24 protein-coding genes are annotated in these 25,757 nt (G+C 72.5%); 16 read left to right on the top strand and 8 right to left on the bottom strand.

All coding sequences use genetic code 11. From position 1 onward, the window contains the following. Positions 1–3: 3 nt before the first annotated feature. The 3 genes from Dvina_RS38730 (at position 4) to Dvina_RS38720 (ending at position 6,212) form a co-directional block, all read left to right on the top strand. Positions 4–3,246, top strand: a complete 3,243-nt coding sequence (locus tag Dvina_RS38730; protein WP_223094735.1) for a fibronectin type III domain-containing protein — start codon at positions 4–6, stop codon at positions 3,244–3,246. Positions 3,247–3,432: 186 nt separating this feature from the next. Further along, positions 3,433–4,998, top strand: coding sequence for a polysaccharide lyase family 1 protein (locus Dvina_RS38725; protein ID WP_223094733.1), 1,566 nt, complete (start codon positions 3,433–3,435; stop codon positions 4,996–4,998). Positions 4,999–5,150: 152 nt separating this feature from the next. Beyond that, positions 5,151–6,212, top strand: a complete 1,062-nt coding sequence (locus Dvina_RS38720) for a DUF3616 domain-containing protein (protein ID WP_246655598.1) — start codon at positions 5,151–5,153, stop codon at positions 6,210–6,212. On the opposite strand, the gene Dvina_RS38715 is transcribed toward Dvina_RS38720, so the two are convergent. From Dvina_RS38715 to Dvina_RS38700, 4 genes are all read right to left on the bottom strand, one after another. Further along, entirely contained in the window at positions 6,199–7,077 is an 879-nt protein-coding gene (locus tag Dvina_RS38715) for a DUF4352 domain-containing protein (RefSeq protein ID WP_223094729.1), read from the bottom strand. The two genes, Dvina_RS38720 and Dvina_RS38715, sit on opposite strands and share 14 nt — an antisense overlap. Positions 7,078–7,300: 223 nt before the next feature. Beyond that, on the bottom strand, positions 7,301–8,323 hold the full coding sequence (locus Dvina_RS38710) for a methyltransferase (protein ID WP_223094727.1): 1,023 nt from the start codon (positions 8,321–8,323) through the stop codon (positions 7,301–7,303). 47 nt (positions 8,324–8,370) lie between these two features. Continuing rightward, a complete protein-coding gene (locus tag Dvina_RS38705; protein WP_246655597.1) occupies positions 8,371–8,829 on the bottom strand; it encodes a flavin reductase family protein in 459 nt (152 codons plus the stop codon). 238 nt (positions 8,830–9,067) lie between these two features. Continuing rightward, entirely contained in the window at positions 9,068–11,269 is a 2,202-nt protein-coding gene (locus Dvina_RS38700; protein WP_223094723.1) for an MMPL family transporter, read from the bottom strand. A 181-nt stretch (positions 11,270–11,450) separates the two neighbouring features. On the opposite strand from Dvina_RS38700, the gene Dvina_RS38695 reads away from it, so the two are divergent. From Dvina_RS38695 to Dvina_RS38680, 4 genes are read left to right on the top strand one after another with little or no spacing between them, the layout of a single operon-like run. After that, on the top strand, positions 11,451–11,741 hold the full coding sequence (locus tag Dvina_RS38695) for an ArsR/SmtB family transcription factor (protein ID WP_223105949.1): 291 nt from the start codon (positions 11,451–11,453) through the stop codon (positions 11,739–11,741). Between the two features lie 17 nt (positions 11,742–11,758). Further along, positions 11,759–11,992: a hypothetical protein gene (locus tag Dvina_RS38690; protein WP_223094721.1), complete on the top strand. Its 234-nt coding sequence runs from the start codon at positions 11,759–11,761 to the stop codon at positions 11,990–11,992. After that, on the top strand, positions 11,989–12,660 hold the full coding sequence (locus Dvina_RS38685) for a sensor domain-containing protein (protein ID WP_223094719.1): 672 nt from the start codon (positions 11,989–11,991) through the stop codon (positions 12,658–12,660). The genes Dvina_RS38690 and Dvina_RS38685 overlap by 4 nt, the downstream gene beginning before the upstream one ends. Positions 12,661–12,718: 58 nt before the next feature. Then, positions 12,719–14,041: a hypothetical protein gene (locus tag Dvina_RS38680; protein WP_223094717.1), complete on the top strand. Its 1,323-nt coding sequence runs from the start codon at positions 12,719–12,721 to the stop codon at positions 14,039–14,041. A 167-nt stretch (positions 14,042–14,208) separates the two neighbouring features. Here the strand turns inward: Dvina_RS38680 and Dvina_RS38675 are convergent, their stop codons facing one another. The 4 genes from Dvina_RS38675 to Dvina_RS38660 form a co-directional block, all read right to left on the bottom strand. Continuing rightward, positions 14,209–15,063 (bottom strand): winged helix-turn-helix domain-containing protein, encoded by an 855-nt coding sequence (locus Dvina_RS38675; protein WP_223094715.1) that lies wholly within the window; start codon positions 15,061–15,063, stop codon positions 14,209–14,211. Positions 15,064–15,084: 21 nt separating this feature from the next. Further along, positions 15,085–16,026 (bottom strand): ATP-binding cassette domain-containing protein, encoded by a 942-nt coding sequence (locus tag Dvina_RS38670; RefSeq protein WP_223094713.1) that lies wholly within the window; start codon positions 16,024–16,026, stop codon positions 15,085–15,087. Positions 16,027–16,044: 18 nt separating this feature from the next. Continuing rightward, on the bottom strand, positions 16,045–16,260 hold the full coding sequence (locus Dvina_RS38665) for an MbtH family protein (RefSeq protein WP_379993041.1): 216 nt from the start codon (positions 16,258–16,260) through the stop codon (positions 16,045–16,047). Positions 16,261–16,381: 121 nt separating this feature from the next. After that, entirely contained in the window at positions 16,382–17,623 is a 1,242-nt protein-coding gene (locus Dvina_RS38660; protein ID WP_223094711.1) for a cytochrome P450, read from the bottom strand. Positions 17,624–18,114: 491 nt separating this feature from the next. On the opposite strand from Dvina_RS38660, the gene Dvina_RS38655 reads away from it, so the two are divergent. From Dvina_RS38655 to Dvina_RS38615, 9 genes are all read left to right on the top strand, one after another. After that, positions 18,115–18,873: an AfsR/SARP family transcriptional regulator gene (locus tag Dvina_RS38655; RefSeq protein WP_223094709.1), complete on the top strand. Its 759-nt coding sequence runs from the start codon at positions 18,115–18,117 to the stop codon at positions 18,871–18,873. Positions 18,874–18,890: 17 nt separating this feature from the next. After that, the gene (locus tag Dvina_RS38650) at positions 18,891–19,649 is read left to right on the top strand and encodes an AfsR/SARP family transcriptional regulator (RefSeq protein ID WP_223094707.1); all 759 of its coding nucleotides are present in this window, start codon (positions 18,891–18,893) and stop codon (positions 19,647–19,649) included. A 133-nt stretch (positions 19,650–19,782) separates the two neighbouring features. Further along, on the top strand, positions 19,783–20,046 hold the full coding sequence (locus Dvina_RS38645) for an acyl carrier protein (protein ID WP_223094705.1): 264 nt from the start codon (positions 19,783–19,785) through the stop codon (positions 20,044–20,046). Positions 20,047–20,086: 40 nt separating this feature from the next. Continuing rightward, entirely contained in the window at positions 20,087–21,325 is a 1,239-nt protein-coding gene (locus Dvina_RS38640; RefSeq protein WP_246655596.1) for a beta-ketoacyl-[acyl-carrier-protein] synthase family protein, read from the top strand. Then, positions 21,322–22,152 carry an alpha/beta fold hydrolase gene (locus Dvina_RS38635; protein WP_223094703.1) on the top strand — a complete coding sequence of 277 codons (831 nt, stop codon included), beginning with the start codon at positions 21,322–21,324 and terminating at the stop codon, positions 22,150–22,152. The genes Dvina_RS38640 and Dvina_RS38635 overlap by 4 nt, the downstream gene beginning before the upstream one ends. Continuing rightward, positions 22,149–23,117, top strand: coding sequence for a thioesterase family protein (locus tag Dvina_RS38630; RefSeq protein WP_223094701.1), 969 nt, complete (start codon positions 22,149–22,151; stop codon positions 23,115–23,117). The genes Dvina_RS38635 and Dvina_RS38630 overlap by 4 nt, the downstream gene beginning before the upstream one ends. Further along, complete coding sequence (locus Dvina_RS38625; protein ID WP_223094699.1) at positions 23,114–24,214, top strand: beta-ketoacyl synthase N-terminal-like domain-containing protein; 1,101 nt, start codon at positions 23,114–23,116, stop codon at positions 24,212–24,214. The genes Dvina_RS38630 and Dvina_RS38625 overlap by 4 nt, the downstream gene beginning before the upstream one ends. Next, the gene (gene fabG / locus Dvina_RS38620; protein ID WP_223094697.1) at positions 24,211–24,948 is read left to right on the top strand and encodes a 3-oxoacyl-ACP reductase FabG; all 738 of its coding nucleotides are present in this window, start codon (positions 24,211–24,213) and stop codon (positions 24,946–24,948) included. The genes Dvina_RS38625 and fabG overlap by 4 nt, the downstream gene beginning before the upstream one ends. Next, positions 24,948–25,646 carry a 2-hydroxychromene-2-carboxylate isomerase gene (locus tag Dvina_RS38615; protein WP_223094695.1) on the top strand — a complete coding sequence of 233 codons (699 nt, stop codon included), beginning with the start codon at positions 24,948–24,950 and terminating at the stop codon, positions 25,644–25,646. The genes fabG and Dvina_RS38615 overlap by 1 nt, the downstream gene beginning before the upstream one ends. The last annotated feature ends 111 nt before the right edge of the window (positions 25,647–25,757 follow it).

Below are 25,757 nucleotides of genomic sequence, written 5' to 3'. Positions count from 1 at the left end.
ACCATGACCAGGAGGGTGCAGCAGCTGGGCCGGGCGGGCGCGGCAGTCCTGCTCGCCGCCGTCGCCGGGGCCGCCGTCGCGAGCCCGGCCCACGCCGCCACGCACGCCGTGACGACCACGGCCGACGGGGACGACCTCGGCGCGTGCGCGAACCCGGCGGTCACCACCGGCACCGGCGCCGACGGGCAGCTCTCCCTGCGCGAGGCGCTGTGCCGGGCCCGCAACGCCGGCACCGGCACTGTCACCGTCCCGGCCGGGACCTACCCGCTGACCCTCGGCGCGCTCGTGGTGACCGGCGGCGCGGGCGCGGTGAAGGTCACCGTCACCGGCGCCGGTGCGGCCGCCACCATCGTCGACGGCGGCGCCGCCGACCGCGTGTTCGAGCTCGACCCGACCGAGACCGGCGACGTCGACGTCACGCTGTCCGGTCTGACGATCCGCAACGGCCGGCCGACCGACGGCGTGGGCGGCGGCGGCATCCTGGCCGGTGCCCCGGGCGCGGCCACCCCGGACTCGCTGACCCTCTCGGACTGCCGGATCAGCGGCAACGTCAACGACAGCAGCGCCGGGCGCACCAACGCGCCCGGGGGCGGCGTGGCGATGGCCGGCGGCAGCCTCGCGATCTCCGGCTGCACGTTCAGCGGCAACAGCGCCGGCAGCAGTGCGGGCGGCGGCGTGTACTTCTCCGCCCAGCACGCCACCGACACCCTCACCGTCGACGGCAGCGTGTTCCGGGCCAACACCATGGCCAACACCAGCGCGTCCGGCCCGGGCGCGGCCCCGAACGGCGGTGCCGCCCTGGCCCTGCGGGCCGACGTGGCCGGGGGCCCGATGACCGTCACCGACACGACGTTCGACGCGAACACCGCCACCGGCACCGGCAGCGGCGCCGACGCCCGCGGGGGAGCGGTGTACGTCCAGTCCGGCGCACCGTCCTTCACCCGCACCGTGTTCACCGCCAACTCGGCGACCGGCAGCGGCGGCGCGCAGGCCCTCGGCGGCGCCATGTACGTGGCCGGCGGCGCGTCCGTGACGTACAGCCGCATCACCGGCAACACGCCCGGCCTCTACCACAGCGGCGGCGCGCTCACCGCCACCCGCAACTGGTGGGGCTGCAACGCCGGCCCGGGCGGCAGCGGCTGCGACGCCGCCGTCAACGCGGCCGGCACCCTGACCGCGACGCCGCGCCTACAGCTGGGTGTCGCCGTCGCGCCGTCGTCGATCCTCGACGGCGCCACGTCCACGGCGACCGCTGGCTTCCGCACCGACTCGGCCGCCGCCGACGTCCCCGCCGGCCAGCTCGGCGCCGTCGCCGGCACCCCGGTGACCTGGACGGCGACCGGGGGCACGCTCTCGGCCCAGCAGGCGGCGATCCAGTCCGGCACGGGCACGGCCACCGCCACGTACACCGGCACCGTCGACGGCGCCGGATCGGTGCAGGCGACCGTCGACGGCGAGGCCCAGTCGGGCGCGGTCACGGTCCGCACCCCGCCGGGCGCGCCGACGGCTGTCACGGCCGCCGTCGACGGCGCCGGGTCGGTCGCGGTGTCCTGGACCCCACCGGCCGGCGGCGCCGACTCCTACCGCGTGTACTGGTCCGGGACCACTGTGGACTGTCCCGCGTCGCCGTGCACCGTGACCGGGCTGTCGCCGGGCTCGCAGTACGTGTTCACCGTGGCCGCGATCGCCGGCGGCCTCGAGGGCGCGCAGTCGGCGGCCTCGGCCGCGGTGACCGCGCTGGACGTGCCTGCCGCGGCCGGGACGCCGAGCGCCACCGTGGCCGGCGACCGCGCGCTAACGGTGACGTGGAGCGCGCCAGCGCCGTCGGTGACCGGCTACGGCGTCGAGGTCTCGGTCGACGGCGGCCCGTACACCCCGGCGACCTGCTCCGCGTCCGGCTGTACGCTGACCGGCCTGACCGCGGGGAGCGCCTACCGGTTCCGGGTGACGGCGGCCAATGCGGCCGGCCAGGGACCCGTCTCCGCGGCGTCCGCCCCGGTCGTGGCGGTGGCCGCACCGGACCGGCCGACCGCCGTCGCGGCGGCGGTCACCGGGCCGGGGGCGGTCGCGGTGTCCTGGACCCCGCCGGCCGGCACCGTGGACTCCTACCGGCTGTCCGGTGGCGGGTCCACTGTGGACTGTGCCGGGTCGCCCTGTGCGGTCGCCGGGCTGACACCGGGCTCGCAGTACACGTTCACCGTCAGCGCGGTCCGCTCCGGGCTGGAAGGAGCGCCGTCGGCCCCGTCGGCTCCCGTCACCGCCCTCGCGGTCGCCGCCGCGCCCACGGACCTGAGCGCCGCCCCGGCCGACCAGGGGGCCGTGGTCACCTGGGCCCCGCCCGCGTCCACGGCCGGGATCACCGGCTACACCGCCACGCTGCAGCCCGGCGGCGCGGCCTGCACGGCGTCCGGCGCCACCGCGACCACGTGCACGGTCGGCGGCCTGACCAACGGTGTGCAGTACACGGTGAGCGCCGTCGCCCACTCGCCGGCCGGTGACTCCGCGCCCGGCGGGGCCGCGACCGTCACCCCCGGCGTCGCGCCCGGCGCCCCGGCGAGCGTGACCGCCACCGCTGGCGTCGCGTCCATCACCGTGTCCTGGGCGGCCGGAGCCCCCGGCTCGGGCATCGCCGGATACGTCGTCACCGCCACCCCGGGCCCGGCCACCTGCGAGACCACCGGCGCCGCCGACACGAGCTGCGTCCTGGGCGCCGAGGGCGGCCGGTCCTACACCGTCACGGTCGTGGCCAAGGGCGTCCACGGCGGCGACTCCCCGGCGAGCCGGCCGTCCGCCGCCGTGCAGCCGACGACCCCGACCCCGCCGGCCACCGTCCCCGCCACCAACCTGACGCTCGTCACCGACCAGGGCCCGATCAGCACGATCCAGCTCGGCAAGCGCCTCACCATCTCCGGCACCGGCTTCGCGCCCTACTCGACGGTGACCATCACGGTGTACTCCGCCCCGGCGGTCCTCACCACCGTGACCGCCGACGCGAACGGTGCGTTCTCCGTCCCCGTCACCGTCCCGGCCGACCTGCCGGTGGGAGAGCACTCCTTCGTGGCCCTCGGGACCGACCCCGACGGCGCCGTCCACGCGCTCAAACTGGCGCTCACGGTGGCCGCGGCGGCCCCGGCCGCCCCCGCACCGACGACGCTCCCCGTGACCGGGCTGGCGCTCGCACAGATGGTCCTCGCCGGTCTGGCCCTCGTGCTCGCCGGAGCGGCCGCGCGTTCGGTAAGGCAGTAGCCGTTACAAACGTTTGCAGCAACACTGAAATTTACATGCTGAAAATGCCGCAAATCACCCGCGGCCCTTGCCTCGCAATCGACTCACTCCTATGCTCCGGCGAAGGAAAGCGCTTTCCTCGATCCGCTGCCGCCAACAGCCGGAGCCGGGGTCACCCCAAGCGTTTGCAGACGAAGGTGAGGCGAGATGAGGCGAGCAGTCGCATGGCGGCTTCTGCCGGTGCTGACCGCGGGCGCGGTCGGTGTCGGGTTCGTCGCGTTGCAGGCGATGCCCGAGGCGGCCGCCGCGACCGGCGGGGTCACGGGCTACGCCACGCAGAACGGCGGCACCACGGGCGGGGCCGGCGGGGCGGTGGTGAAGGCGACCACCGGTACCGCCATCCACCAGGCCCTGTGCGGCCGGGCCAGTGACACCACCCCGATCACGATCCAGGTCGAGGGCACCATCACCGTCGGGAACACCGCCAAGGTTTCCGGCAGCTGCAACACCGCGGCCGGCGTGATCGAGCTCAAGCAGATCAGCAACGTCACGATCATCGGCGTGGGCAGCGGTGCGATCTTCGACCAGATCGGCATCCACATCCGCGAGGCCAAGAACATCATCATCCAGAACGTGACGGTCCGCAACGTCAAGAAGTCGGGCTCGCCCACGTCCAACGGCGGCGACGCGATCGGCATGGAGAGCGACGTCAGCAACGTGTGGGTCGACCACAACACGCTGTACGCGTCCGGCGGCGAGGACGAGGGCTACGACTCGCTCATCGACATGAAGGCCGGCACCAAGTACGTCACCGTCTCCTACAACACCCTGCGCAACTCCGGCCGCGGCGGCCTCATCGGCTCCAGCGACAGCGACACGGGCAACGGCCCGGTCACGTTCCACCACAACATCTACGAGAACATCGACTCGCGCACGCCGCTGCTGCGCGCGGCCACGGCCCACATCTACAACAACTACTACCTGGGCCTGACCAAGTCCGGCATCAACCCGCGCGACGGCGGCAAGGCCAAGGTCGACAACAACTACTTCAAGAACTCCGCCGACGTCCTCGGCACGTTCTACACCGACCTGATGGGCTCCTGGCAGGTCAGCGGCAACATCTTCGACAACGTGACCTGGAGCGCCCCCGGCACCGAGAACCACCCGGCCGGCCCCAACGTCACGTCGACCACCACCATCAGCGTCCCCTACTCCTACTCGCTCGACCCGGCCAGCTGCGTGCCGAGCGTGCTGGCCAGTACGGCCGGCGCCGGCAAGGGCCTGCAGGTGTCGAACGGCAGCTGCACCCCGACCAGCCCGACCGCCGGCCCGACCACCTCTTCGCCCCGGCCGACGAGCGCGAGCCCGACCCCGAGCCGGACGGCCGGCCCGACCCCGACGCAGGGCGGCGGCACGAACCTGAGCATCGGCGCCGGCGCGGACGGCTCCAGCAAGGGCAGCGGCACCAGCTACGGCAACGTGATCGACGGCAACCTGAGCACGTACTGGTCGCCCAGCGGCACCACCGGCTCCATCTCCGTCAAGTGGAGCGCCGCCACCTCGATCTCCCGGATCACCATCCGCGAGGCGTCCGGCGCGACGGGCCGCATCGGCAGCTACCGGGTCCTCAACGCCGACACCGGCGCGGTCCTGGCCTCCGGCTCCGGCGCGGGCACCGTCTCCTTCACGAAGACGTCGCTGAAGAAGGTGACCTTCGAGATCACCGGCGCGAGCGGTACCCCGCAGATCGCCGAGTTCGAGACCTACGCCTGACACCCCGCCCAGCCGCCCGGTGGCCGATCCAGGCCACCGGGCGGTCGCGTGCGCGGTGAGCGGGTGGCCGGAGGTCGCCCGTAGCCGCCCGGCTCCTCGGGGAACGGCCCTAAGTGAGCGGCCCGATGTCGCGGCAGTGTCACGATGAGAGGGTGACGACGAACCACACGACGATTCGGCTGTACCTCGGGGAGCGCTCGCGGGCCGCGACGACGCACACGAACCTCTCGGCGGTGCGCGCCGACGGCCGCGTGCTGTGGGTCGCCGGCGACGAGACGGCCACCGTCGAGCGCCTGGTGCGCGACGGCGACTCCTACACCGACGAGACCACATTCCGCCTCGCCGACTTCGTGCCGCTCCCCGGCGCCGACGCCGACGCGGAGGCCGACATCGAGGGCCTGGCCCGCTCGGGCCCGTTCCTGTGGGCGGTCGGCTCGCACAGCCTGCGGCGCAAGCAGATCAAGCCGCACCACGCCGGGGCCAAGCCGCTCAAGCGCCTCGCGCGGGTCGAGGGTCAGGACAACCGCCAGGTGCTCGTCCGCCTGCCGATCGCCGAGGTGGCCGGCCTCCCGTCGCCGGTACCGTCAGTGCAGTGGCACGGCCGCGAGGAGCGCGCGGCGGTCCTCAGCGGCGCTGACAACCTGCGCGCGCTGCTGGCGCACGACCCGCACCTGGCCCCGTTCCTGGCCATCCCGGGCAAGGACAACGGCCTCGACATCGAGGGTATCGCCGTGCACGGCGAGCGCGTCTACCTCGGCCTGCGCGGCCCGGTCCTGCGCGGCTGGGCGTTCGTGCTGGAGCTGCGCCCCTACACCGACCCGGCCGAGCCGCAGCGCCTGCGCCTGCGCCCATTCGACGACGGCCTGCTGTACCGCAAGCACGTCCTGGCCCTGGACGGCCTCGGCATCCGCGACATGTGCCCGGACGGCAACGACCTGCTCCTGCTCACGGGCCCGTCGATGGACCTGGACGGCCCGGTCCGCCTGTACCGCTGGCACCACGCCGCCCACGCCGCCGCCCCGCAGGTGATCCGCCCCGCGGACCTGAGCCGCGAGCTCGACCTCCCGTACGGCGACGGCGACGACCACGCCGAGGGCATCACGCTCATCGGCGAGCCCGGCGCCCGCCGCCTCCTGGTCGTCTACGACAGCCCGGCCCGCTACCGCCTTACCGACGACGGCGCCGTGCTGGCCGACGTCGTCAAGATGCCGTGAGCGCGATGTCGACCGAGATGCTGTCCGGGCCCTTGAGGCTGCCCTGCACGTGCGCGAACGAGAGGGTCGCCCGGGTGGTGCCGGCCGGGAGCGCGCCGTCGAACACGATCGTGCCGGTGGCCTGACCCTTCGCGGCGACGGTACCGCTGAAGCTGCCGGCTGCCGGATCGGCGTCGAGCGTGCTCGCCCCGGCCGCGCCGAGCTGGGCGTTGTTGAACACCGGCAGGTTGAGCGAGTCGGTGCCGGAGTTCTTCGCGGTGATCGTCACCATCGTGACCTCGGTGTTCACCCGCACCGAGGTGACGGTGACGCTCAGCGCGCCCTCGGTCCGCGACGCGGCCCGGGCCAGCCGCTCGCGCCCGGGGTCCTCGGTCTTCTTCTCCCAGCCCGGCTTGGCCTGCTCGTCGAGCCAGCCGATCGCCCGCTGACCGAGCGACTGGGCGCCGTAGGCGATCGCGAACCCGCCGCCGCCGCAGAACAGCAGCACGAGCGCGAGCACCCCGGCGACGCCCGCCGCGCTGCGCCGGCCCGGACGGCTCGCGGGCAGATAGGTCCCGCCCTGATACGTCTGAGCGTCGCCACCGCGTTGACCGCTCTGGTCTGGCCGATACGGCTCGTAGTACGGCTGCGGATAGCCCGCGGTGGCCGGAGCCCCCTGCGCCTCGCCCTCCTTGGCCGCGTCGATGAGCACGCCGACCACGACGAGCACCAGCCCGACCGCGGTGGCCAGCACCGAGCCCAGCAGCGGGCTGATGTGCAGCCTGGTCAGGTAGTCGGTCAGCAGCGTCCCCAGCGTCGTGACGAGGTAGGCGACCGCACCCCAGATCACTTTGCGCCTCGTCGAACCGCGCTTCCGTCCGGCCATGGCCTCAACCTAGGACCGCGGCGGGCTCCCGTTGAGCGGCCGGACGAGCTACCGACAGTTGTGTATTTTCCGCCGCCCTCGTGAATCAGACCTGGTTACGGCGCAGGAGGAGCGCGCCGGCCAGGCGGCGGGCGGCGGCTGCGAAGCAACGGCCGCGGCACCGGAGCCGATTCGCGTGGCTCCGGTGCCGCGGCCGCTGCAATGTGACAAGCGGGGAGGGGGATCAGCGGGGGACGGGGGTCGCCTCGATCGCGGCCAGCTCGGCGCCGCCGCTGAAGTACGGCAGCACCACGATCCGGCTGAGCTTGAAGCCGGCCTGGGCGAGCAGGCCGTGCCACTCGGCCTCGGTGCGCTCCTGGCCGCCGTTCATCAGCATCATCGACACGTCGAGGATCTTGGCCAGGCTCGGCTCGTCGGGCGCGGCGACGATGCGTTCGAGGATGATCAGGCGGCCGTCGGGGTCGATCGCGTCGCGGATGCGGCTCAGCGCGACGACGCTGCTCTCGTCGTTCATCGCGTGCAGCACGCAGCTCATCATGTAGCCGTCACCGTGCGGCAGGACGTCGAACGCGCTGCCCTCGACGATCTCGGCCCGGTCGGCCACGCCGGCCTCGTGGAAGTGCCGCTTGGTGCGGTCGATGCCGGACGGGAGCTCGACGAGCACGCCTGTCATCTCCGGATGCTCATGCAGGACGGCCGCGAGCATCGTCCCTTCACCGCCGCCGACATCGACCAGCCGCTTGATGCCACTGAAGTCGTACGTCTGCGGCAGTGGGAGCTGCTCGTCCCACGTCGTGGCACCCATACCCCGGCGAAAGGCCTCGCCGGTCTCCTCGTCGCGCTCCATGTGCGCCCACAGCGTCATGCCGTAGATCGCGTCGATGGCCGGGGTGCCGGTCTTCAGCGAGTCGAGGATGCGCCCGTACGCCTGGTGCACCTCCTTGCCGTAGAAGATGGCCAGGTTCTTCACCGAGTCGTCGCCGGTGGAGAGCAGGCCGATCGCGGCCGGGGTCATCCCGAACTCGCGGGGCCCGGTCTCGGTGAAGATGCCCTCCCCGGCCAGCGCGCGCAGTACGCGGTACAGGGCCTCCGGGTTGGTGCCGGTCCGCTCGGCCAGGGTGGCCACGTCGCGGGTCCCGCCGTCGATGAGGTCGGCCAGGTCCAGCTTCGCGGCCGCGTACACCGCCTGGGCGATCCAGCTGCCGTAGAAGAGCCGGCGAATCCGCAGGCTGCTCGATTCGTTCATGCTCGTGCGTCCTCACACATCGAAGGGACCTGGTCGGGGTGCTGGTGTTATGGGGTTGCGTCGGCCCAGGTGGCGAACTGCCGGCGGCCGTAGAGCAGCGGCGGGTCCGCGGTGGCCGGGGTGATGCCGAAGATCTCGCCGAACACGACCACGTGCTCGCCGACGCTGCGGGTGTGGCTCACCCGGCAGTCGGCGACGGTGTGCGCGTCCTCGGGGAGGTGCGGGCCGCCCGCCGGCTCGGGCAGGACCCACTTGACGATGTCGAACCGGTCCGGGTCGCCGGAGGCGAACAGCTCCGCCGTCGGCTGGGCCTTGCCGTGCAACAGATTGACCGCGAAGGTCCCGGACCGCTGCACCGCGTCGAGCGTCGGGCTGGCGGCCCGCAGGCACACCAGCAGGGTCGGCGGCTTGATGGTGACGCTGCAGACCGACGAGCAGGTCATGCCGCGCGGCTGCCCGTCGTCGAGTGCGGTGACGACGGAGACGCCCGTTGGGAACTCGGACATCAGCGCCCGGAAACTGGCGACGGATACCGCGGGACGCTGACCGAGTACTGCCTCAAACATTCGGACCTCGCAGGTGGACCGGGGCGAACTGGTCACGTTCTACTGTTCGAGGATATGAAGCGCCTCGATGGCCGGACAGGTGATTAACCGGACCCTTAAGCACCGCGATCCCGGGCCGCACAAGGAAAAGGCGCCGCTCGCCGAGAGGCGAGCGGCGCCGTGGTGCGGCGCGGGAGGATCAGCCGCGGGCGCCCAGCCGGTCACTGTCGCCGGCGGCCACCGACGACTCGACAGGCGGGGCGGCCTGGGCCCGCGAGAGCGGCGACGGCCACCAGCTGTGCCGGCCCAGCAGGCTCAGCAGCGACGGCAGCATGAACACCCGGATGATGAAGGCGTCGAGCAGCACCGCCACGGCCAGGCCGAAGCCGAGCTCCTTCATCTCCAGCAGGCCCGTGAACACGAAGCTGGCGAACACGGACACCATCACCAGCGCGGCGCCGGTGATGACGCCGGCCGAGCTCGACGCGCCGCCGTAGACCGCCTCCCGGGTCGGCACCCCGCGCTTGACCAGCTCGCGAATCCGGCTCACCACGAACACGTGGTAGTCCATCGAGAGGCCGAACAGGATGACGAACAGGAACAGCGGCACCCGGGACACGATGAACCCGCTCGAGGTGAAGTCGAGCAGCGGCTCGGCCCACGTGTGCTGGAAGACGAGTGCGAGGGCGCCGAACGCGGCCGCGGCCGACAGCAGGTTGAGCAGGACGGCGATCGCGGCGATGACGAGCGACCGGTACGCCACCCACATCACGACGAACGTGAGCACGACGACGAAGAGCACCACCCAGGGCAGGCGGTCCTCCTGCCGCTTGACGGTGTCGGCGTCGCGCCCGACGTCGCCGCTCACCGCGTATTCGGCGCCGTTGAGCGCGCCGAGGCTGGCCGGCGCGAGCTGTCCGCGCAGGTGGTCCAGGGACTCCTTGGCGCCCGGCGCGTCGCTGGAGAACGAGATCGGGATCAGGATGCGCGAGACGGTCCGGTCGGCCGAGGTCGTCACCGGCCCCGGGTCGGTCTTGACGAACAGCGGGTCGGCCGCGGCCCGGGCGGCCAGCTGCGTGAGCGCGGCGCTGACGTTGTCGGCCTCGGCCGCCGGGGCCTTGACCACGACGACGTGCACCACGCCCGAGGCCGGGAACAGGGTGAGCATCCGGTCCCAGGTCTTGAGCTGCGGCACCTCGTGCGGGAGGCTGGCGTTGCCGGGCAGGCTCACCTGCATCGTCAGCGCCGGCACGGCGAGCGCGAGCATGACGAGCGCGGCGCCGGCGAGCGTGATCCACGGTGCCCGCACCGCCGGGCGCAGCAGCGCCGACCACACCCGGCCGGGGCGGTCCTCGCTCTGGTGGCGGCGCTTCATCGGCCAGTCCAGCGCGCGGTTGCACTTGACCAGCAGGGCCGGCAGTACCGTCAAAGAAGCGATCATCGCGACGAGCACGACGATGACCGACGAGGTCGCGAGCGAGCTGAACACGACGTCGCCCTCGATGTACAGCCCCAGCATCGCGGCGGTGACGGCGAGCCCGGACACGAGGACCGTGTGGCCGGAGGTCGCGGCCGCGAGCTCGACGGCGGCCGCCGGGCTGATCTTCCCGCCCGCGCGGGCCCGCTCCTCCCGTTCGCGCTTGAGGTAGAAGAGGGAGTAGTCGACGCCGACCGCCATGCCCATGAGCAGGATGACGTTACGGGTGGCGCCGGCGTCGGGGACGATGTGCGAGGCGATGCCGGCCAGGCCCATCGCGGCGACGACCGACGACAGGGCGAGCAGCACCGGGATGCCCGCGGCGACAAGCGCGCCGAAGACGAGCAGCAGGATGATCAGGGTGGCCGGCAGGGTGATCTTCTCCGCCAGCTGCAGGTCCTTGCCCAGCTGCACGTCGATGCCGTTGTCGATCGAGACGCTGCCGGTCTCCTCGATGCGCAGGCCGGGGTGGGCGGCCTGGGCGCCGGCGGTGGTGTCGAGCACCACCTGGATGTTGTCGCGGGCCCAGGTGTCGCCGGCCTTCAGGTAGATGGGCACGAGGACCGCGTCCGGGTTGGTGTGGTGCAGCGGCGCGCCGACCTCCCGGATCTGGTCGATGGCCTTCATCCGCTGGGTCACGTCCGCGGCGGCGGCGTCCAGATCGGCCGCCGTGGCCGTCTGGCCGTCCTTGGCGGTGATGAGCACGCGCTCGTACTCCGCGCCGGGCATCCCGGCGTCGGTGGTGATCTGCTCCGCCCGGCCCGCTTCGCCGACGCGATAGTCATTGCTCGTGGCCGGAACCGTGCCCACCGCCGCGTTGACGACCAGGCACAGCACGACGAACGCGAGCCAGCCGAGAATGGCCAGCCACGCGTGTGTCGCGCTCCAGCGCGCGACCCGCGTAATGAGATTCTTGTCAGCCACCGTTGCTCCCTCGGGGTGAATGGTGAATGCGCGACCGGAGCGACAGGTGCCGGCCGCCGCGCGGCGGACGTGCCGGCGGTTCCCAGAGACGAAGACTTGAAAGAGTGGGCTAGCTATTGACAGTCTAGAGCACCACCTGTCAGTGTCAACTTACACATGAACGAGTTCTAAGGATGTCACCCTGAACAGCGAAGATCTCCTGACTGTGCTCGCGGCCGTTGGGCATGCCCAGCGGCTGCGCGTCATCGCGGAGCTCGCCCGGGGTCGTGTGCACGTCAGTGAGCTGGCCCGTCGGCTCGAGCTCTCACGCCCCCTGCTCTACATGCACTTAGGTCGGTTGGAAGCGGCCAATCTGGTGCGCGGCGAGCTGGAGCTGTCCGAGGACGGCAAGGCGATGAAGTACTACGAGTTGATGCCGTTCGATCTTCACCTGAACACCGAGGCCATCGTGGCAGCGCTTGCGGAAGACTGATCCGAAGGGAAACTGCTATGGGCGGCGCCATTACCGCCATCGTTATTATCTTAATTGTTGTAGCCGGGATCACGGCGAGTATTTTGGGATACTTCCGGCTGCAGCGGCACCGGGCCGACGCGGTGGCGATGGCCTCCTACCGCAGGCTCGCCGAGCAGGCCGTGGCCAACCAGGAAACGCTCAATGAGCAGCTCGCCGCGCTCAACGCCCGCGTCCAGGCGGTGGAGCAGCTGTTGCGGAGCGTCGGATGAGCCTCCGGCTGCACCCGTTGCGGGCGACGCTGTACCTGGCCAGCTACCTCGTCGTGGGCCCGGTGCTGTTCGCCGTGGCACTGGCGGTGCTCGCGAGCTCGTTCGCGCTGAGCATCGTCGTGTTCGGCGTACCGCTGCTGGCCGGGGCCGCGATCGTCGTGCGCGGCTGCGCCGGGGTCGAGCGGGCCCGGGCGCGGCTGTTCGGTGAGCGGGTCATCGGCACCTACGCGACGCTGCCCGACGAGGGGCTGCTGGCCCGGCTCCGGGCCCGGTGGACCGACCGGGCCACCCGGCGCGACGTCGTCTACCTGATCCCGCTGTTGCTGATCCTGCTGCCGCTCGACGCGGTAGCGCTCGGGCTGTGGGTGACGGTCCTGGCCGGGGTACTGCTGCCGGCCTGGTACTGGGCCGTGCCGAACGGCGACTACGGCCCGGGGCTCCTGCTCGGGCACGGGTCCGGCGCGGCGTCGTTCATCGTCGACGACCTGGGCTCGGCCCTCGTCGCCGCGGTGGTGTTCCTGCTGCTGGCGCCGTTCGCGGCGCTGCTGCTCAACACGGCCGCCCGCGTCCATGCGGCCGCCGTGCGGTACTTCCTGGGCGCGTACGTGGACCCGCTGGCCGAGGCGAAGGCGATCCTTCGCGGGCCGGGTCCGCTGCCGTCCGCGTAAGCCGGCGCTCGCCGGCTCAGCGTCAACCGATCGGGCACACAAACGGGGAGGCGGGGGAATGGCAAGCGTGGTGCGGTGCGAAGTACCGAAGGCCGGCGTGGTGTTCGTCGCCGTGCCCCACGGCGGGCGCAGGCTCGCCGACGGCACACTGATGGACTTCGACGCCCTGTACAACGAGATCTACGAGCCGACACTGCAGGACTGCGGCCTGACCGTCGAGCGGGCCGACGACGTGTTCGCCGGCGACGGCACCGTCGAGGTGCTCTGGAGCGGCGTCCAGCACGCCGAGCTCGTCGTGGTCGACTGCAGCGCCCCGGCTCCGCTGCCGGCGCTGGTGCTCGGGCAGGGCATGGTGCTCGGCAAGCGCATCATCGTCCTGGCCCAGCGCGAGCAGGACCTCCCGCGCGACCTGGCCGCGACCTGCAGGGTGCTGCTCTACGCACCGAGCGGGCTGCGCCTGGCCGCCCTGGCCCGGCAGCTCAAGAGCCAGGTCGAGCGGGCCCGCGACGAGCCGGTGGTGGAAAACGACCTGGTGCCGCTGGAGCACACCGGCACCCAGTGGCTGCCCGGCACCGTGACGGAGGTGGCCAAGGACTGGGTGGCGGTCCAGGTCGTCGACGAGGGCCGGCGCCGCCGCCTGGTGCTCGGCAGCACCGACGTCGACTACGCCCGCACCATCTCCGACATGCGCCGGCTGTTCCGGGTCGGCGAGCGGCTGGACGGTGCGGCCACCGTCGGGCTGGACGGCGTCGCGCGCTACACGCTGCTGGCCGACCAGATCGACCCCTGGCCGCGGATCGTCGCCGAGTATCCGGTCGGGCGCACGTACACCGGCCGCGTCATCAGTCTCCGCGAGGGCGTCGGCGCGTTCGTGTCGGTCGCCCACGGCATCAACGGCTACGTCCGCTACGCCCAGGCCCGCCAGGCCAACCTCTCGCCGGACATGGACGTGGACGTCGAGATCCGCAGCGTCGACCCGGCCGAGCGCAAGATCCGGCTGAAGCTGCACGCGCTCGCCGAGCCGGCCGGTGCCGGGCCGGCCGCCGCGATGCCGCTCGGCGCCGTCGCGGCCGTCACCCCGCTGCTGCCGCCGATCGGCGCGCGGCTGGAGGGGCGGGTCGTCCAGGCGACGCCGGAGCGCCAGGAGCGCCGCGGCGGCGGGTTCGTGCTGCTGCGGCTGGCCGGATACGAGGACGGCCCCCTGGCGATGCTGCACTGCACGCGGATGAGCGAGACGCTGCGCGACGAGCTCAACGGCGGCCGGCTGTCCACTTCGGAGCGCGTAGTGGCGGTCCAGGTGCTGCACACCGACGCCGAGCACCGCCGCATCCAGCTGGCCCAGCCGCGCGACGACGACGCCGTCACGGCCGACGTCGCGTAGGACGAGGGGACGGGCGGCCCGCGGGCGCCCGGCCCCGGTAGGACCCCGGCGGGCGGTAGAAGGGTTCCCCCGTACCCTCTCTGCCGCCCGCCGGCCTGTGCCCCGAATACGGACCACGACGAGAAGCCGCCGGGCGACTGCCCGGCGGCTCGCTGTGCGGTAGGTCGTTACGGGCAGGACACCAGCTCGGAGGAGCCGAGCAGCGCCAGGCCCAGCGGGGTGACGGTGTGCAGTGCGGTGTTGCGGACCCGCTGCGTGGTGATGAGGCCGCTGCGGCGCAGGACCGTCGCGTGCTGGCTGGCCCCGGCCGAGGTGATGCCGAGCCGCTGCGCGAGCTGGGCCGTGGTGCACGTGGCGGTCAGCGCCTTCAGCGCGGCCGCGCGGGTGGCCCCGACGAGCGCGCCGAGGCGGTCCAGGCCGTCCTCGTGCTCCTCGGCGGCCCAGAGCCAGTCGGCCTGGGCCGCGTCCGGCGGAGTGGCCACCACGAGCACGACGGAGTCGGGCTGCTCGGCGGGCAGCAGAATCGAGGCCGGCCCGCCGAGGAACACCGCCGGGCGGATGGCCAGCCCCCGTCCGCGCAGGTGGATCTCGCGGTCGGGCAGGAGCGGGAACTCCAGCACCGGCGGACGCCAGATGATGTCCGGGTGCAGGGTGGTCAGCAGCAGCTCGACCCCGCCGCCGATGGCGGCGCGCAGCCGGGCCTCGCGGACCGTGCCGAGGTAGTCGGCCATCGACTTCCAGTAGGGCGCCACGAGCAGCTGCCAGGCCCGGCGCAGACCCGGGTCGTCGGGCGGGCCGGCCCGGTCCACCAGAGCCCGGCCGGCCCGGGTGGCCGCGGCCGTCGGCCGCGGCCACGGCCAGTTGTGCAGCCGCCGGGAGACCTGCTCACGCCAGCCCCGGAACACCGGCGGCGGGCCCTGCTGGAGCAGGTCGAGCGCGTAGGCCGTCTCGGCGACCGGGCCGCAGCCCGGACCGAGGCGGGTCCGGGCGAGGTCCTGCACCGTGAAGTGAATTCGTTGCATCCCCGTTCACCGCCGCCGTGCTCAGCGGTCCGCGGTGCTGCCGACGAGGTTGAGGAACACGTCGTCGAGCGTCGGCCCGCGCAGGGCGAAGCTCGCCACCTCGACCCCGGCGACCTGCAGCGCGCGCCCCGCGTCGACGACCCCGTCGAGCCCGCTGCGCGGGTGCACGACGATGACGCCGCGGCTGTCGACCGACGGCGGCTCGCTGGCCATGCGGGCCAGTGCCTCGATCGCGGCGGCCTGCTCCCCGGGCCGGGCCACCACGATCTCCAGCCGCTCCCCGCCGACCTTGCGCTTGAGCTCGTCCGGCGTGCCGTTGGCCACGACCCGCCCGGCCGAGACCACCGCGATCTGGTCGGCCAGCTGGTCGGCCTCCTCCAGGTACTGCGTGGTGAGCAGCACTGTGACGCCGTCGCTCACCAGGTCCCGCACGGCCGCCCACAGGTCCCGGCGGGCGGCCGGGTCGAGGCCGGTGGACGGCTCGTCCAGGAACAGCACCGGCGGGTTGGTCACCAGGCTGCTGGCCAGGTCGAGCCGGCGGCGCATGCCCCCGGAGTAGGTCGACACCGGCCGGTCGGCCGCGTCGGTGAGCCGGAAGCGCTCCAGCAGCTGGTCCGCCCGCGCCCGGGCGCCGCGGCGCCCGAGGTGCAGCAGGCGCCCGAGCAGCATGAGGTTCTCCCGGCCGGTGAGGATCTCGTCGACCGCGGCGTACTGCCCGGCCAGGCCGATGCGCCGGCGGACCTCGTGCGGCTCCTTCGCCACGTCCACGCCGGCGACGAGGGCCCGGCCCCCGTCGAACGACAGCAGCGTGGTGAGGATGCGCACCGTGGTGGTCTTGCCGGCGCCGTTCGGCCCGAGCAGGCCGAGCACGGAGCCGGCCGGCACGGCCAGATCGACACCCTGCAGGGCGACGGTCCGGCCGTACCGCTTCTGGATCCCTTCGGCCAGAATCGCTTCAGTCATGGTTTCCCTCCGGCGGGTTCACGCCGCGCGCTCCCGGAGGCTGCGCGGGCGCATGTCGGTCCAGTTGCGCTCGACGTACGCCAGCGCCTCGGCGCGGCCGGCCGCGTCCTGCGCGACCGTCCACCCGGACGGCAGCTCGGCGAACGCCGGCCAGATGCAGTGCTGGTCCTCGTGATTGACCAGGACGAGGAACGAGCCCTCCGCATCGTCGAACGGGTTGCTCAGCTCGGCCACTGTGAAATCCCCTCCTCAAGGCGACGGTCTTCAGCGTCCGGCCCGGCGCTGACCGCCGGCTGACGGATGCCTGAGCGGCCGGTGCGCGCCGGTCACGGCCCCGTCGCGAGCTGCGGACCGCTCACTTCGCCTTCAGCTCGACCGGGAGGCTGCTGTACCCGTACACGAAGTTGGACCACAGCCGCTTCGGCTCGCCGGTGAGCCGGATCTCGGCGACCAGGTCGCGCAGCGACTCCAGCACGGCGGCCACGTGCGTGCGGCCCAGGAACGCGCCCAGGCAGAAGTGCGGGCCGTAGCCGAACGCGATGTGCCGGTTGGGGGTGCGGGCCAGGTCGAAGCGCTCCGGGTCGGCGAAGACCGCCCCGTCGTAGTTGGCGGCGGTGTTCCACATCGTCATGATGTCGCCGGAGCGGATCACCTGGTCGCGCAGCACGACGTCGGTGACCGCGCGCCGGCCGAAGTGCATCGCCGGGGTCGTCCAGCGCAGCACCTCCTCGGCCGCCGTCTCGATGGCCACGTCGCCGTTGATCAGCGCGTTCCACTGCTCCGGGTTGCGCGAGAGCTCCAGCACCGCCCCGATCGAGGACATCCGGCTGGACTCGTCGGCGCCGAGGATGAGGCTGTAGCAGTTGAAGACGATCTCGTCCTCGCTCAGCGGCCGGGTCAGGTCGGTGGCGTTGACCATCGCGCTGATGACGTCGTCGCCCGGCTTGCGGCGGCGCTCGGCGGCCAGGGCCGAGAAGTAGAGCAGGATCTCGTTGCGGGCCAGCAGCTCCTCGAACTCGTCGTGCTCGGCGCTGTCGCGGCTGAGCGTCTGGGTGTTCCAGTCGACGAGCTTTTGCCGGTCCTCCTGGGGCACGTTCATCAGGTCGCCGATGGTGTTGATCGGGATGTGGTCGGCCACGTCGGCGGCGAAGTCGAGCGGGCCGCGGCCCACGACGCCCTCGAAGAGCCGGCGGGTGCGGGCCCGGACCTGCTCGGCGACCCGGCCGAGCACGCGCGGCGAGAACGACGTGAGCATGAGCTTGCGGATCTCGCGGTGGCGCTCCCCGTCGGTGACGGCGAGCATCTTGCCGGAGGCCGAGTCGTGGCCCTGCAGCAGCGTGGCCAGCACGTTGCCGCGGGCCGAGGTGAAGCGCTGGCTGTCCTTGTAGACGGCGACGGCGTCCTCGTAGCGGCTGACCGCCCAGAAGCCGGGCCGGTCGGGGCCGGGCGCGTTCCAGTGCACCGGCCGCTCGGCGCGGAAGCGCCCCCACAGTGCCGTCAGGTCGGTGCCGATGAACGTGCCGGGGTCGGCGAGGTCGACCGCGGCCAGGTCGGCGGCGGCCGCGTCGAGTGCGGGAATTGACGATCCGATGGTCATGGCGGTCCCTTACGAGATGGGATTCGGGCCGGGCCAGAGTGAATACTTAGTCCGATTCCCGGGCCGTGGCACGGGCAATCTGTGAGGGCCGGATTCGGCCGGGACGGTGCTGGCGATGCTACGGCAATGCGCGAAGCCGCCGGAACCTTCGTAAGTGTCGGCGATACCATCAACGGGTCGGTGTGGTCCAGGTCACATAGTGGAAATGACCTATGTCACCTGCATGTTCGCAGCCTAGGGGACCCCTATTGCGACCTTCAGGGGGTGCGCGGGAGTGCGTGCGACCTACACTTCGGACGAACGCTCATTCGCGCCGCCGAGCCTGAACACGTCGGCCGGTAGGTCTCTTGGCTCTCCGCAGTTTCTATTCTTCCGCGTGAGCACGCCCAGCCTTCGCCATTCTTTGGCAACGAGTGCTGTGCCTCAGAGCGCCCCGCAACGGGTCGCTCCGCCGGGTCCTGTCCGGGATCTGTCCAACGGGGAGGAAATTCGTGAAGATCAATCTGCTTGGCTCTTTGTCCATCGCCCACGGCGACGAGCTCGTCGCCGTGCCGTCGCGGCGGGTCCGCGCCGTCCTGGCGTTACTCGCCCTGAACGCCGGCCGGCCGCTGCCCTTCGACCAGCTGGTCGACGAGCTCTGGGCGAACCGGCCGATGGCCAACGCCCGCAACGCCCTGCAGGCCAACGTCGTGCGGCTGCGCAAGCTCATCGAGAGCGTCACCGGCCGCCCCGGTGACCGGCTGCTGCGCACGGTCAACCACGGCTACGTGCTGGAGATGGCGCCCGCCGACACCGACATCCACTGGTTCTACGACCTCGCCGACCGCGGCGCGGCCGCCGTCACCCGCGAGCCGCAGGAGGCCATCGGGCTGCTGGAGCGCTCACTGCGGCTGTGGCGCGGCCCGGCGCTGTTCGACACCCTCGACGGCCCCCGCTGCCGGATCGAGGCCACCCGGCTCAACGAGCGCCGGCTCGGCACCTACGAGGACCTCATCACCGCCAAGCTCGCCGTCGGCCAGACCCGCCAGGTGCTCACCGAGCTGCGCCAGCTCACCGCCGAATACCCCGAGCACGAGCGCTTCAGTGAGCAGCTCATGGTCGCCCTGTATCGCAACGGCCGCCAGGTCGAGGCCCTCGACGTCTTCCACCGCGCCCGCCAGCAGCTCGCCGAGGACCTCGGGCTGGAGCCCGGCCCGGCGATGCACCAGCTGTACCGCCAGATCCTCGTCCGGGACAGCGTCCTCGGCTGATGCGAAGGCTCGGTCACATGTCCACATTGGAGTATCGGATCCTCGGCCCGATCGAGGTGCGCCGCGACGGCGAGGAGCTGCCCATCGACGGGGCCAAGCAGCGCACCGTCCTGGCCGCCCTGCTGCTCGCCGGCAACCACTACCTCACCGACAGCACGCTGAGCCGGTACCTGTGGGGGGAGCACCCGCCCGCCACGATGAACGCCCAGATCTACACGTACGTCTCCCGGCTGCGCAAGATCCTCGGGCCGGGGGTCGACATCAAGCGCCGGGCGCCCGGATACATCCTGCGCCCGGGCGCGCACACCTTCGACCTCGCCCAGTTCGAGCGCGACAGCCTGCTCGGCAGCGCGGCGCTGCGGGCCGGGCGTTACGAGGAGGCGGCCCGCCGGCTGCGCGCCGCCCTCGACCTCTGGCGCGAGCCCGCGCTGGCCGGCGCGACCGAGCACCTGGTCGACGCCGAGTGGGTGCGGCTGGAGGAGGCCCGGGTCACCGCGCTGGAGGGCCGCATCGAGGCCGAGCTGGCTCTGGGCCGGCACGTGCAGTCGCTGCCCGAGCTCACCAGCCTGGTGCGCCGCTATCCGATGCGCGAGCGGTTCCGGGCTCAGCTCATGACCACGTTCTACCGGTGCGACAGGCAGGCCGACGCACTCGGTGTGTATCAGGAGGGCCGGCGGATCCTGGCCGAGGAGCTGGGACTGGACCCGGGCGCACTGCTGCGCCAGGTGTACCACTCCATCCTCGTCGGCGCGCCGGATCCCCTTGCCGTGCAATGAAAAGCGGCCCACCGGCCGGCTACAGACCCCCGCGTCCCTATATAGAAATCGTATAGCGGCGCGGCGCAGAGTTCGATCGGGCGGCCTCAGGCCGGGGCCGCCCGCCAGTCCTTACGACCGCCAGGAGCGTGACATGACCAGCTCGACCACTCTCGCCGCGGACTACCAGGCGAAGATCAAGGAGATCGTCTGCGAGATCCTCGAGATCGACCCGGCCGAGGTGACCGCCACCAGCCGGTTCAAGGAGGACCACGACGCCGACTCGCTGGGCTCCATCGAGATCCTCTCGGCCCTGGAGCGCACCTTCGACATCGAGATCGACCAGGACCAGCTGTCGCGGATGGTGAACCTCGAGGGCGTCATCGCGGTCGTCGACGACGCCGCGGCCGCGAAGTAACCGCGCAGCAGGCGCCTAGGGCGGGCGATTGGAGCGAGTGGTGCGCGCAGACATTCCTTCGGGACGCCGGGTCGTCATCACCGGACTCGGCGTCCTGTCACCCATCGGAGCCGGGGTCGGCGAGTTCCTCGCCGGCATCCTGGCCGGGCGCAGCGGCGCCAAGCCGATCACGGCGTTCGACACCACCGGTTTCCAGCACGCGATGGGCTGCGAGATCGAGGGCTTCGAGCCCGAGCGGTGGATTCAGAACCTCGACCCCGACACCCTGGGCCGGGCCAGCCAGTTCTCCGCCGCCGCGGCGCGGATGGCGGTCGCCGACGCCGGGCTGGAGCTCGACGAGCTGCGGGCCCGGCGGGTGCTCGTCTCGGTCGGCACGACCGACGGCGAGTCCCGTGACCTCGACACGCTCATCGGCCGGCAGCTGCAGACCGGGCCGGAGTCGCTCGACGGCGTCGTCGCCCGGCGCAGCGGGGCCGGCCGGCTGGCCGCGACCGTGGTGCGGGAGCTGCAACTCACCGACGTGGAGGCGGTGACCATCCCGACGGCGTGCGCCGCGGGCAACTACGCCATCGGCGACGGCTACGACGCCATCCGGACCGGCGACGTGGAGATCGCGCTGAGCGGCGGTGCGGACGCGGTGTGCCGCAAGACGTTCACCGGGTTCTACCGCCTGGGCACCATCGCGCCGGACGTGTGCCGGCCGTTCGACCGCGACCGCAAGGGCATCCTCACCGGCGAGGGCGCCGGGATGCTCGTGATGGAGAGCCTGGAGTCGGCGCTGGCCCGCGGCGCGCGGATCTACGCCGAGGTGCTCGGCTACGGCCTCAACTGCGACGCGCTGCACCCGGTGGCGCCGGACCCGGACAGCCTGGCCCGGTGCATCGGGCGGGCGCACCGCAACGCCGGGATCACGGCGGAGGACGTCGACTTCATCTCCGCCCACGGCACCGGGACCCGGGCCAACGACGTGAGCGAGGTCGCCGCGATCCGCAAGGTGTTCAAGGAGCTGCCGCCCACCATCTCGATCAAGTCCATGATCGGGCACACGATGGGCGCGGCCAGCGCACTGGCCTCCGCGGCCTGCGCGCTGGCCATCCACGAGCAGTTCATCCCGCCGACGATCAACCACCGCGAGACCGACCCCGAGTGCGACATCGACTGCGTGCCGAACGAGGCCCGCCGGGTGAGCGTCGACGTGGTGCAGAACAACGCACTGGCCTTCGCCGGGAACAACGCCGTGCTCATCCTGGGCCGGTACCGCCACGAGGCGCCCCGATGAGTGCCGACGCCGGCGGGCGCGCCTGGCGGCACCCGGTGCCGGACCCGGAGTTCTCCGGGTCCGGCCCGGCCGGGCGCCCGCGGATGCTCCTGCTGCACGGCCTGGGCGGGCACTCGGCCGCCTGGGAGCGGTTCGCGGACCGGGCGGGAGCGGCCTGCGAGGTGTGGAACAGCGAGCTGCCCTGGCAGGCCCTGGGCGACCCGCTGTGGCCGCTGCGGTTCGACCCGCGCTGGGTCGTCACCGACCTGGTCAACCGGACGGCGGCCGACATCGTCGTGGCCCATTCGTTCTCGGCCGGGCTGGTGCTCGAGGCGCTGGCCAAGGGCACGATCCGCCCGCGGGCGGCGGTGCTCGTGAGCCCGTTCTACCGCTCGCAGGCCGAGTCGTTCGACTGGCCGGCGATCAGCCACTACCTGAACAACTTCCACCTCGTCTTCGCCGAGGCGCTGCGGCTCGGCGAGGCGGCCCGCTACTCCGAGACGCACCGGGACTGGCTCGCCAAGCGGCTGCGGGACCGGGTCGGCCCCTACGGCTGGACGCAGTGGTTCGACATGTACCTGCGCACGCCGCTGCTCGACCTGGGCGGTGTCACGGTCCCGGCGCTCGTCATCGGCGGCGACCGGGACATCGCCGCGCCGGCCGCCGGTGGCGCGCAGCTGGCCGCCGCCCTGCCCGACGCGCTGCGGGTCGTGCTGCCGGACTGCGGCCACTTCCCGATGCTGCAGGAGCCGGAGCGGCTCGCCGCTGCGGTCTGCGACTTCCTGCGGGCCCGGGGACTTCCCGGTGCCGCACGGGCCAACCACTCACTCGAACTGGAGCACACATGACTGCCACCCTGTCCGCGCCGCCCGCCACCCCGCTCGCCGCCGGGGACACCGTGGTCGACGTGCGCCCCCGCTACGAGGGCTCCAACATCTGCACCTGGATCGGCTTCAAGCACGTCAACTACATGGTCGAGGACGCGGTCCTGAGCTACTTCCGCGAGCACGGCTACGCGGCCGGCACGCTCTACGAGCGCTACGGCCTGTGCGTCGACCTGGTCGACATCGACAGCCGGATCCTGCACGCGTTCCACATCGACGACCTCGCCACCGCCGTCGTCAGCCCGCGCGGCATCGAGGGCGGCCAGCTGAAGCTGCGCGTCGAGCTGTTCGTCGAGCGCGACGGCAAGCGGCTCAAGGCCACCCGCTCGACGGTCGGCGTGAGCCTGCGCCTCGACCCGCGCGGCTGGGACGCCGAGCCGGTCCCGGCCGAGCTCGCCCCGATCGCCGTCGACCGCCTCGGCACCGGCGGCGTGCAGATCGCACTCCCCGCCGGCGCCGACCCGATCCAGACGCTCATCGCCGGCCAGAACGCCACGGGCTGGTCCTCGCGCATGCGGTACTTCTACTGCCACTTCACCGAGCGGCTGCAGATGTCGGGCTACCTGCGCCAGATGGAGGAGGTCCTGGACCGGTTCATGGAGGACCGCGGCCGCTCGATCAAGCTCATGCTCGACGAGCAGAACTGGATCCCGGTGGTACCGCAGAACCAGATCACGATCCTCGACGAGTGCAAGATGGAGGAGGACCTCTACACGGTCTTCGTCGTCGAGGACGTCTACAAGCGCCTCACCTTCACCGCGCGCATGGACACCTACGTCAAGCGCGGCGACACGCTGATCCAGACGGCCACCGGGAAGATCACGCACGGCTGGGCGGTCATCGAGAACCGTCGCGACTGGAGCCTCGTCGACTTCGACGACGCCCTCCTGGCGGTGGTCAGCGGTACCCACGCGGACGGGTCGAAGTGAGCCGGCCGGTCGTCTCGGCCTGGACGGCCCTGTCGGCCTACGGGCTGGGTGCGGAGCCGTTCACGGCCGGGCTGCGCTCCGGTGTCTCCGGGGTGCGGACCCTGGAGCCGGGGGAGGAGCCGGTCCCGCTCGACCGGGCCGGGCTCATCCCGGGCTTCAGCGCCAAGGAGCACCTCGGAGCCAAGGGGACCCGCTCGATGGACCGGGTCACCGCGATCGCCGTAGCGCTCGTCGGGCAGCTGCTCAAGGACGCGCCGTTCGACCCGGCCGCCTCCGGCGACGGGCTCGGCCTGGTGCTCGGCACCGGCTCGGGCAGCGTGCAGAGCATCATGGACTTCACCCGCGACTCGCTCACGGGAGAGAAGCCCTACCGGGTCGACCCGGCCCGGTTCCCCAACACGGTCATGAACCGGGCGGCCGGGCAGAGCGCGATCTGGTATCACATCACCGGACCCAACGCGACTATCGCCGGGGGCTGGCTCACCGGCCTGCTGGCGCTCGCCTACGCGGTGCGGCTGTGGCGGGGCGGGCACTGCCGGCAGGTGCTGACCGGGGCGGCCGAGGAGTACTCGGTGCAGCGGTCCTGGCTGGAGTACCACGGCCGCGCGGCCGGTGAACCCCAGCCCCTCGGCGAGGGCGGCGCCCTGCTGCTGCTCGAGGACCGGGAGGCGGCCACGGTGCCCGGCGGGCCGGTCGCCGAGGTCCTCGGCACCCGGTTCATGGCCTTCCACGCGGACGAGACGGCCGGCGACACCCTGGCCGCGTGCGTCCGGGCCGCGCTGGCCGACGCCGGGGCGGACGCCGCCGACGTCGCGCTCGTCGCACCGCTCGGGTTGCCGGGCCGGTTCGGCGAGCACGAGCAGGCGGCCCTGCGCTCGGTGTTCGGCGGGACCGCCCCGGCGCAGATCCGGGCGTCCGGGCTGGTCGGCGACGGCTCCGCCGCGGCCGGCGCGCTGCAGATCGCCGCGCTGCTGGCCACGGCCGGGGACGCCGAGCGGGGCCGGATCGGGCTGGTGACCGGGCTCGACCCGGCCGGCACGGTCGGCTGCGCGCTGTTCCGGTTCGCAAACTCATCCACAGTGGAGGGTGTCGCGTGAGCCGGCCGGTCGCGGTGGTCAGCGGCGGCTCGCGCGGGATCGGTCGGCACGTCGTGACCACGCTCGCGCGGGAGGGGTACGACGTCGCCTTCTGCTTTCAGTCCAACGAGCAGGCGGCCAAGGAGGTCACCGTCGAGGCCGAGGGGCTCGGTGCGGCAGTGCTCGCCGTGCAGGTGGACGTGGCCGACCGCAAGGCCGTCGACAGGTTCGTCCGCGCGGCCGAGTCCCAGCTCGGGCCGGTCGCGGCGGTCGTGCCGTCGGCCGGGATCGTGCGGGACAACCCCCTCGTCCTGCTGAGCGAGGCCGACTGGGACGCGGTGCTGCGGGTGAACCTGACCGGCACCTTCAACCTGTGCCGGGCCGCGGCGTTCCTCATGATGAAGCGGCGCGCCGGCGCGATCGTCACCATGTCGTCGGTGGCCGGGGTCTACGGCAACGCGACCCAGACGAACTACTCCGCCTCCAAGGCCGGCATCATCGGGTTCACCAAGGCGCTGGCCAAGGAGCTCGCCGGCTACGGCGTGCGGGTCAACGCGGTGGCGCCCGGGTTCATCGACACCGACATGATCACGGCGATGTCCGGCGAGCACCGGGCGGGCATCACCGGCCGGATCCCGCTGGGCCGCCTGGGGCGTCCGGAGGAGGTGGCCGACCTCGTCGCGTTCCTGGTCTCCGACCGGGCCGCGTACATCACCGGCCAGTCGTTCGGTGTCGACGGGGGGCTGGTGTTGTGATGGCGGGACCACGGTTCTACTTCTCGCTGCGCAGTCCGTACTCGTGGCTGGCGTACCGCCGGCTGCTCGGCGAATACCGCGACATCGCGGAGCAGGTGGAGTGGGTCCCGTTCTGGGAGCCCGACGAGGCCAGCCGGGCCATGCTGGAGCAGCGCCGGGCGAAGTTCCCCTACTCCGCGATGTCCCGGGCCAAGCACCTCTACGTCCTGCAGGACGTCGGCCGGCTCTGCAAGCGCGAGGGCCTGGCCCTGCGCTGGCCGATCGACCGGGAGCCGGTGTGGGAGGTACCCCACCTGGCCTACCTGGTCGCGCTGCGCCACGGGTGCGGGCCCGGGTACATCGCCGCGGCCTACCGGGCCCGGTGGGAGCAGGGGCGCGACATCTGCGACCGGGAGACCGTCGCCGACATCGCCCGGGAGCTCGGCTTCGACCCGGGCGCGGCGGCGGGCGCCGCCGACGACCCCGAACTGCGGCTGCAGGGCGCGGCGATCCTGGAGCAGATCTGCACCGACGGCGTGTTCGGGGTGCCGTTCTTCGTCCACGCCCGCAGCCGGTTCTGGGGCCTGGACCGCCTCGCCGAGTTCGCCGCGCACCTGCGCGAGCGGGCTGCGCCGGCACCGGCGATGCCCGTGTCCGTCGGCGCCGCCGTCGGCCTCGGCGTGGGCTCCGACGACGGGCACGCCGGCGGCTGCGGGTAACGCGGCTGCGGTACAGCCGCAGGAGAAAGCCCGGATGCGCCCGCCGCACCGGGCTTTCTCCGTTATCAGCCTTCCGTCAGCGGCCGGTCAGCCCGGCCCTTGAGGATGAAG

This window comes from Dactylosporangium vinaceum, from assembly GCF_019904175.1.
Taxonomy (GTDB): Bacteria; Actinomycetota; Actinomycetes; order Mycobacteriales; family Micromonosporaceae; genus Dactylosporangium; species Dactylosporangium vinaceum.
This window is presented reverse-complemented; position numbering and strand designations above follow the sequence as displayed.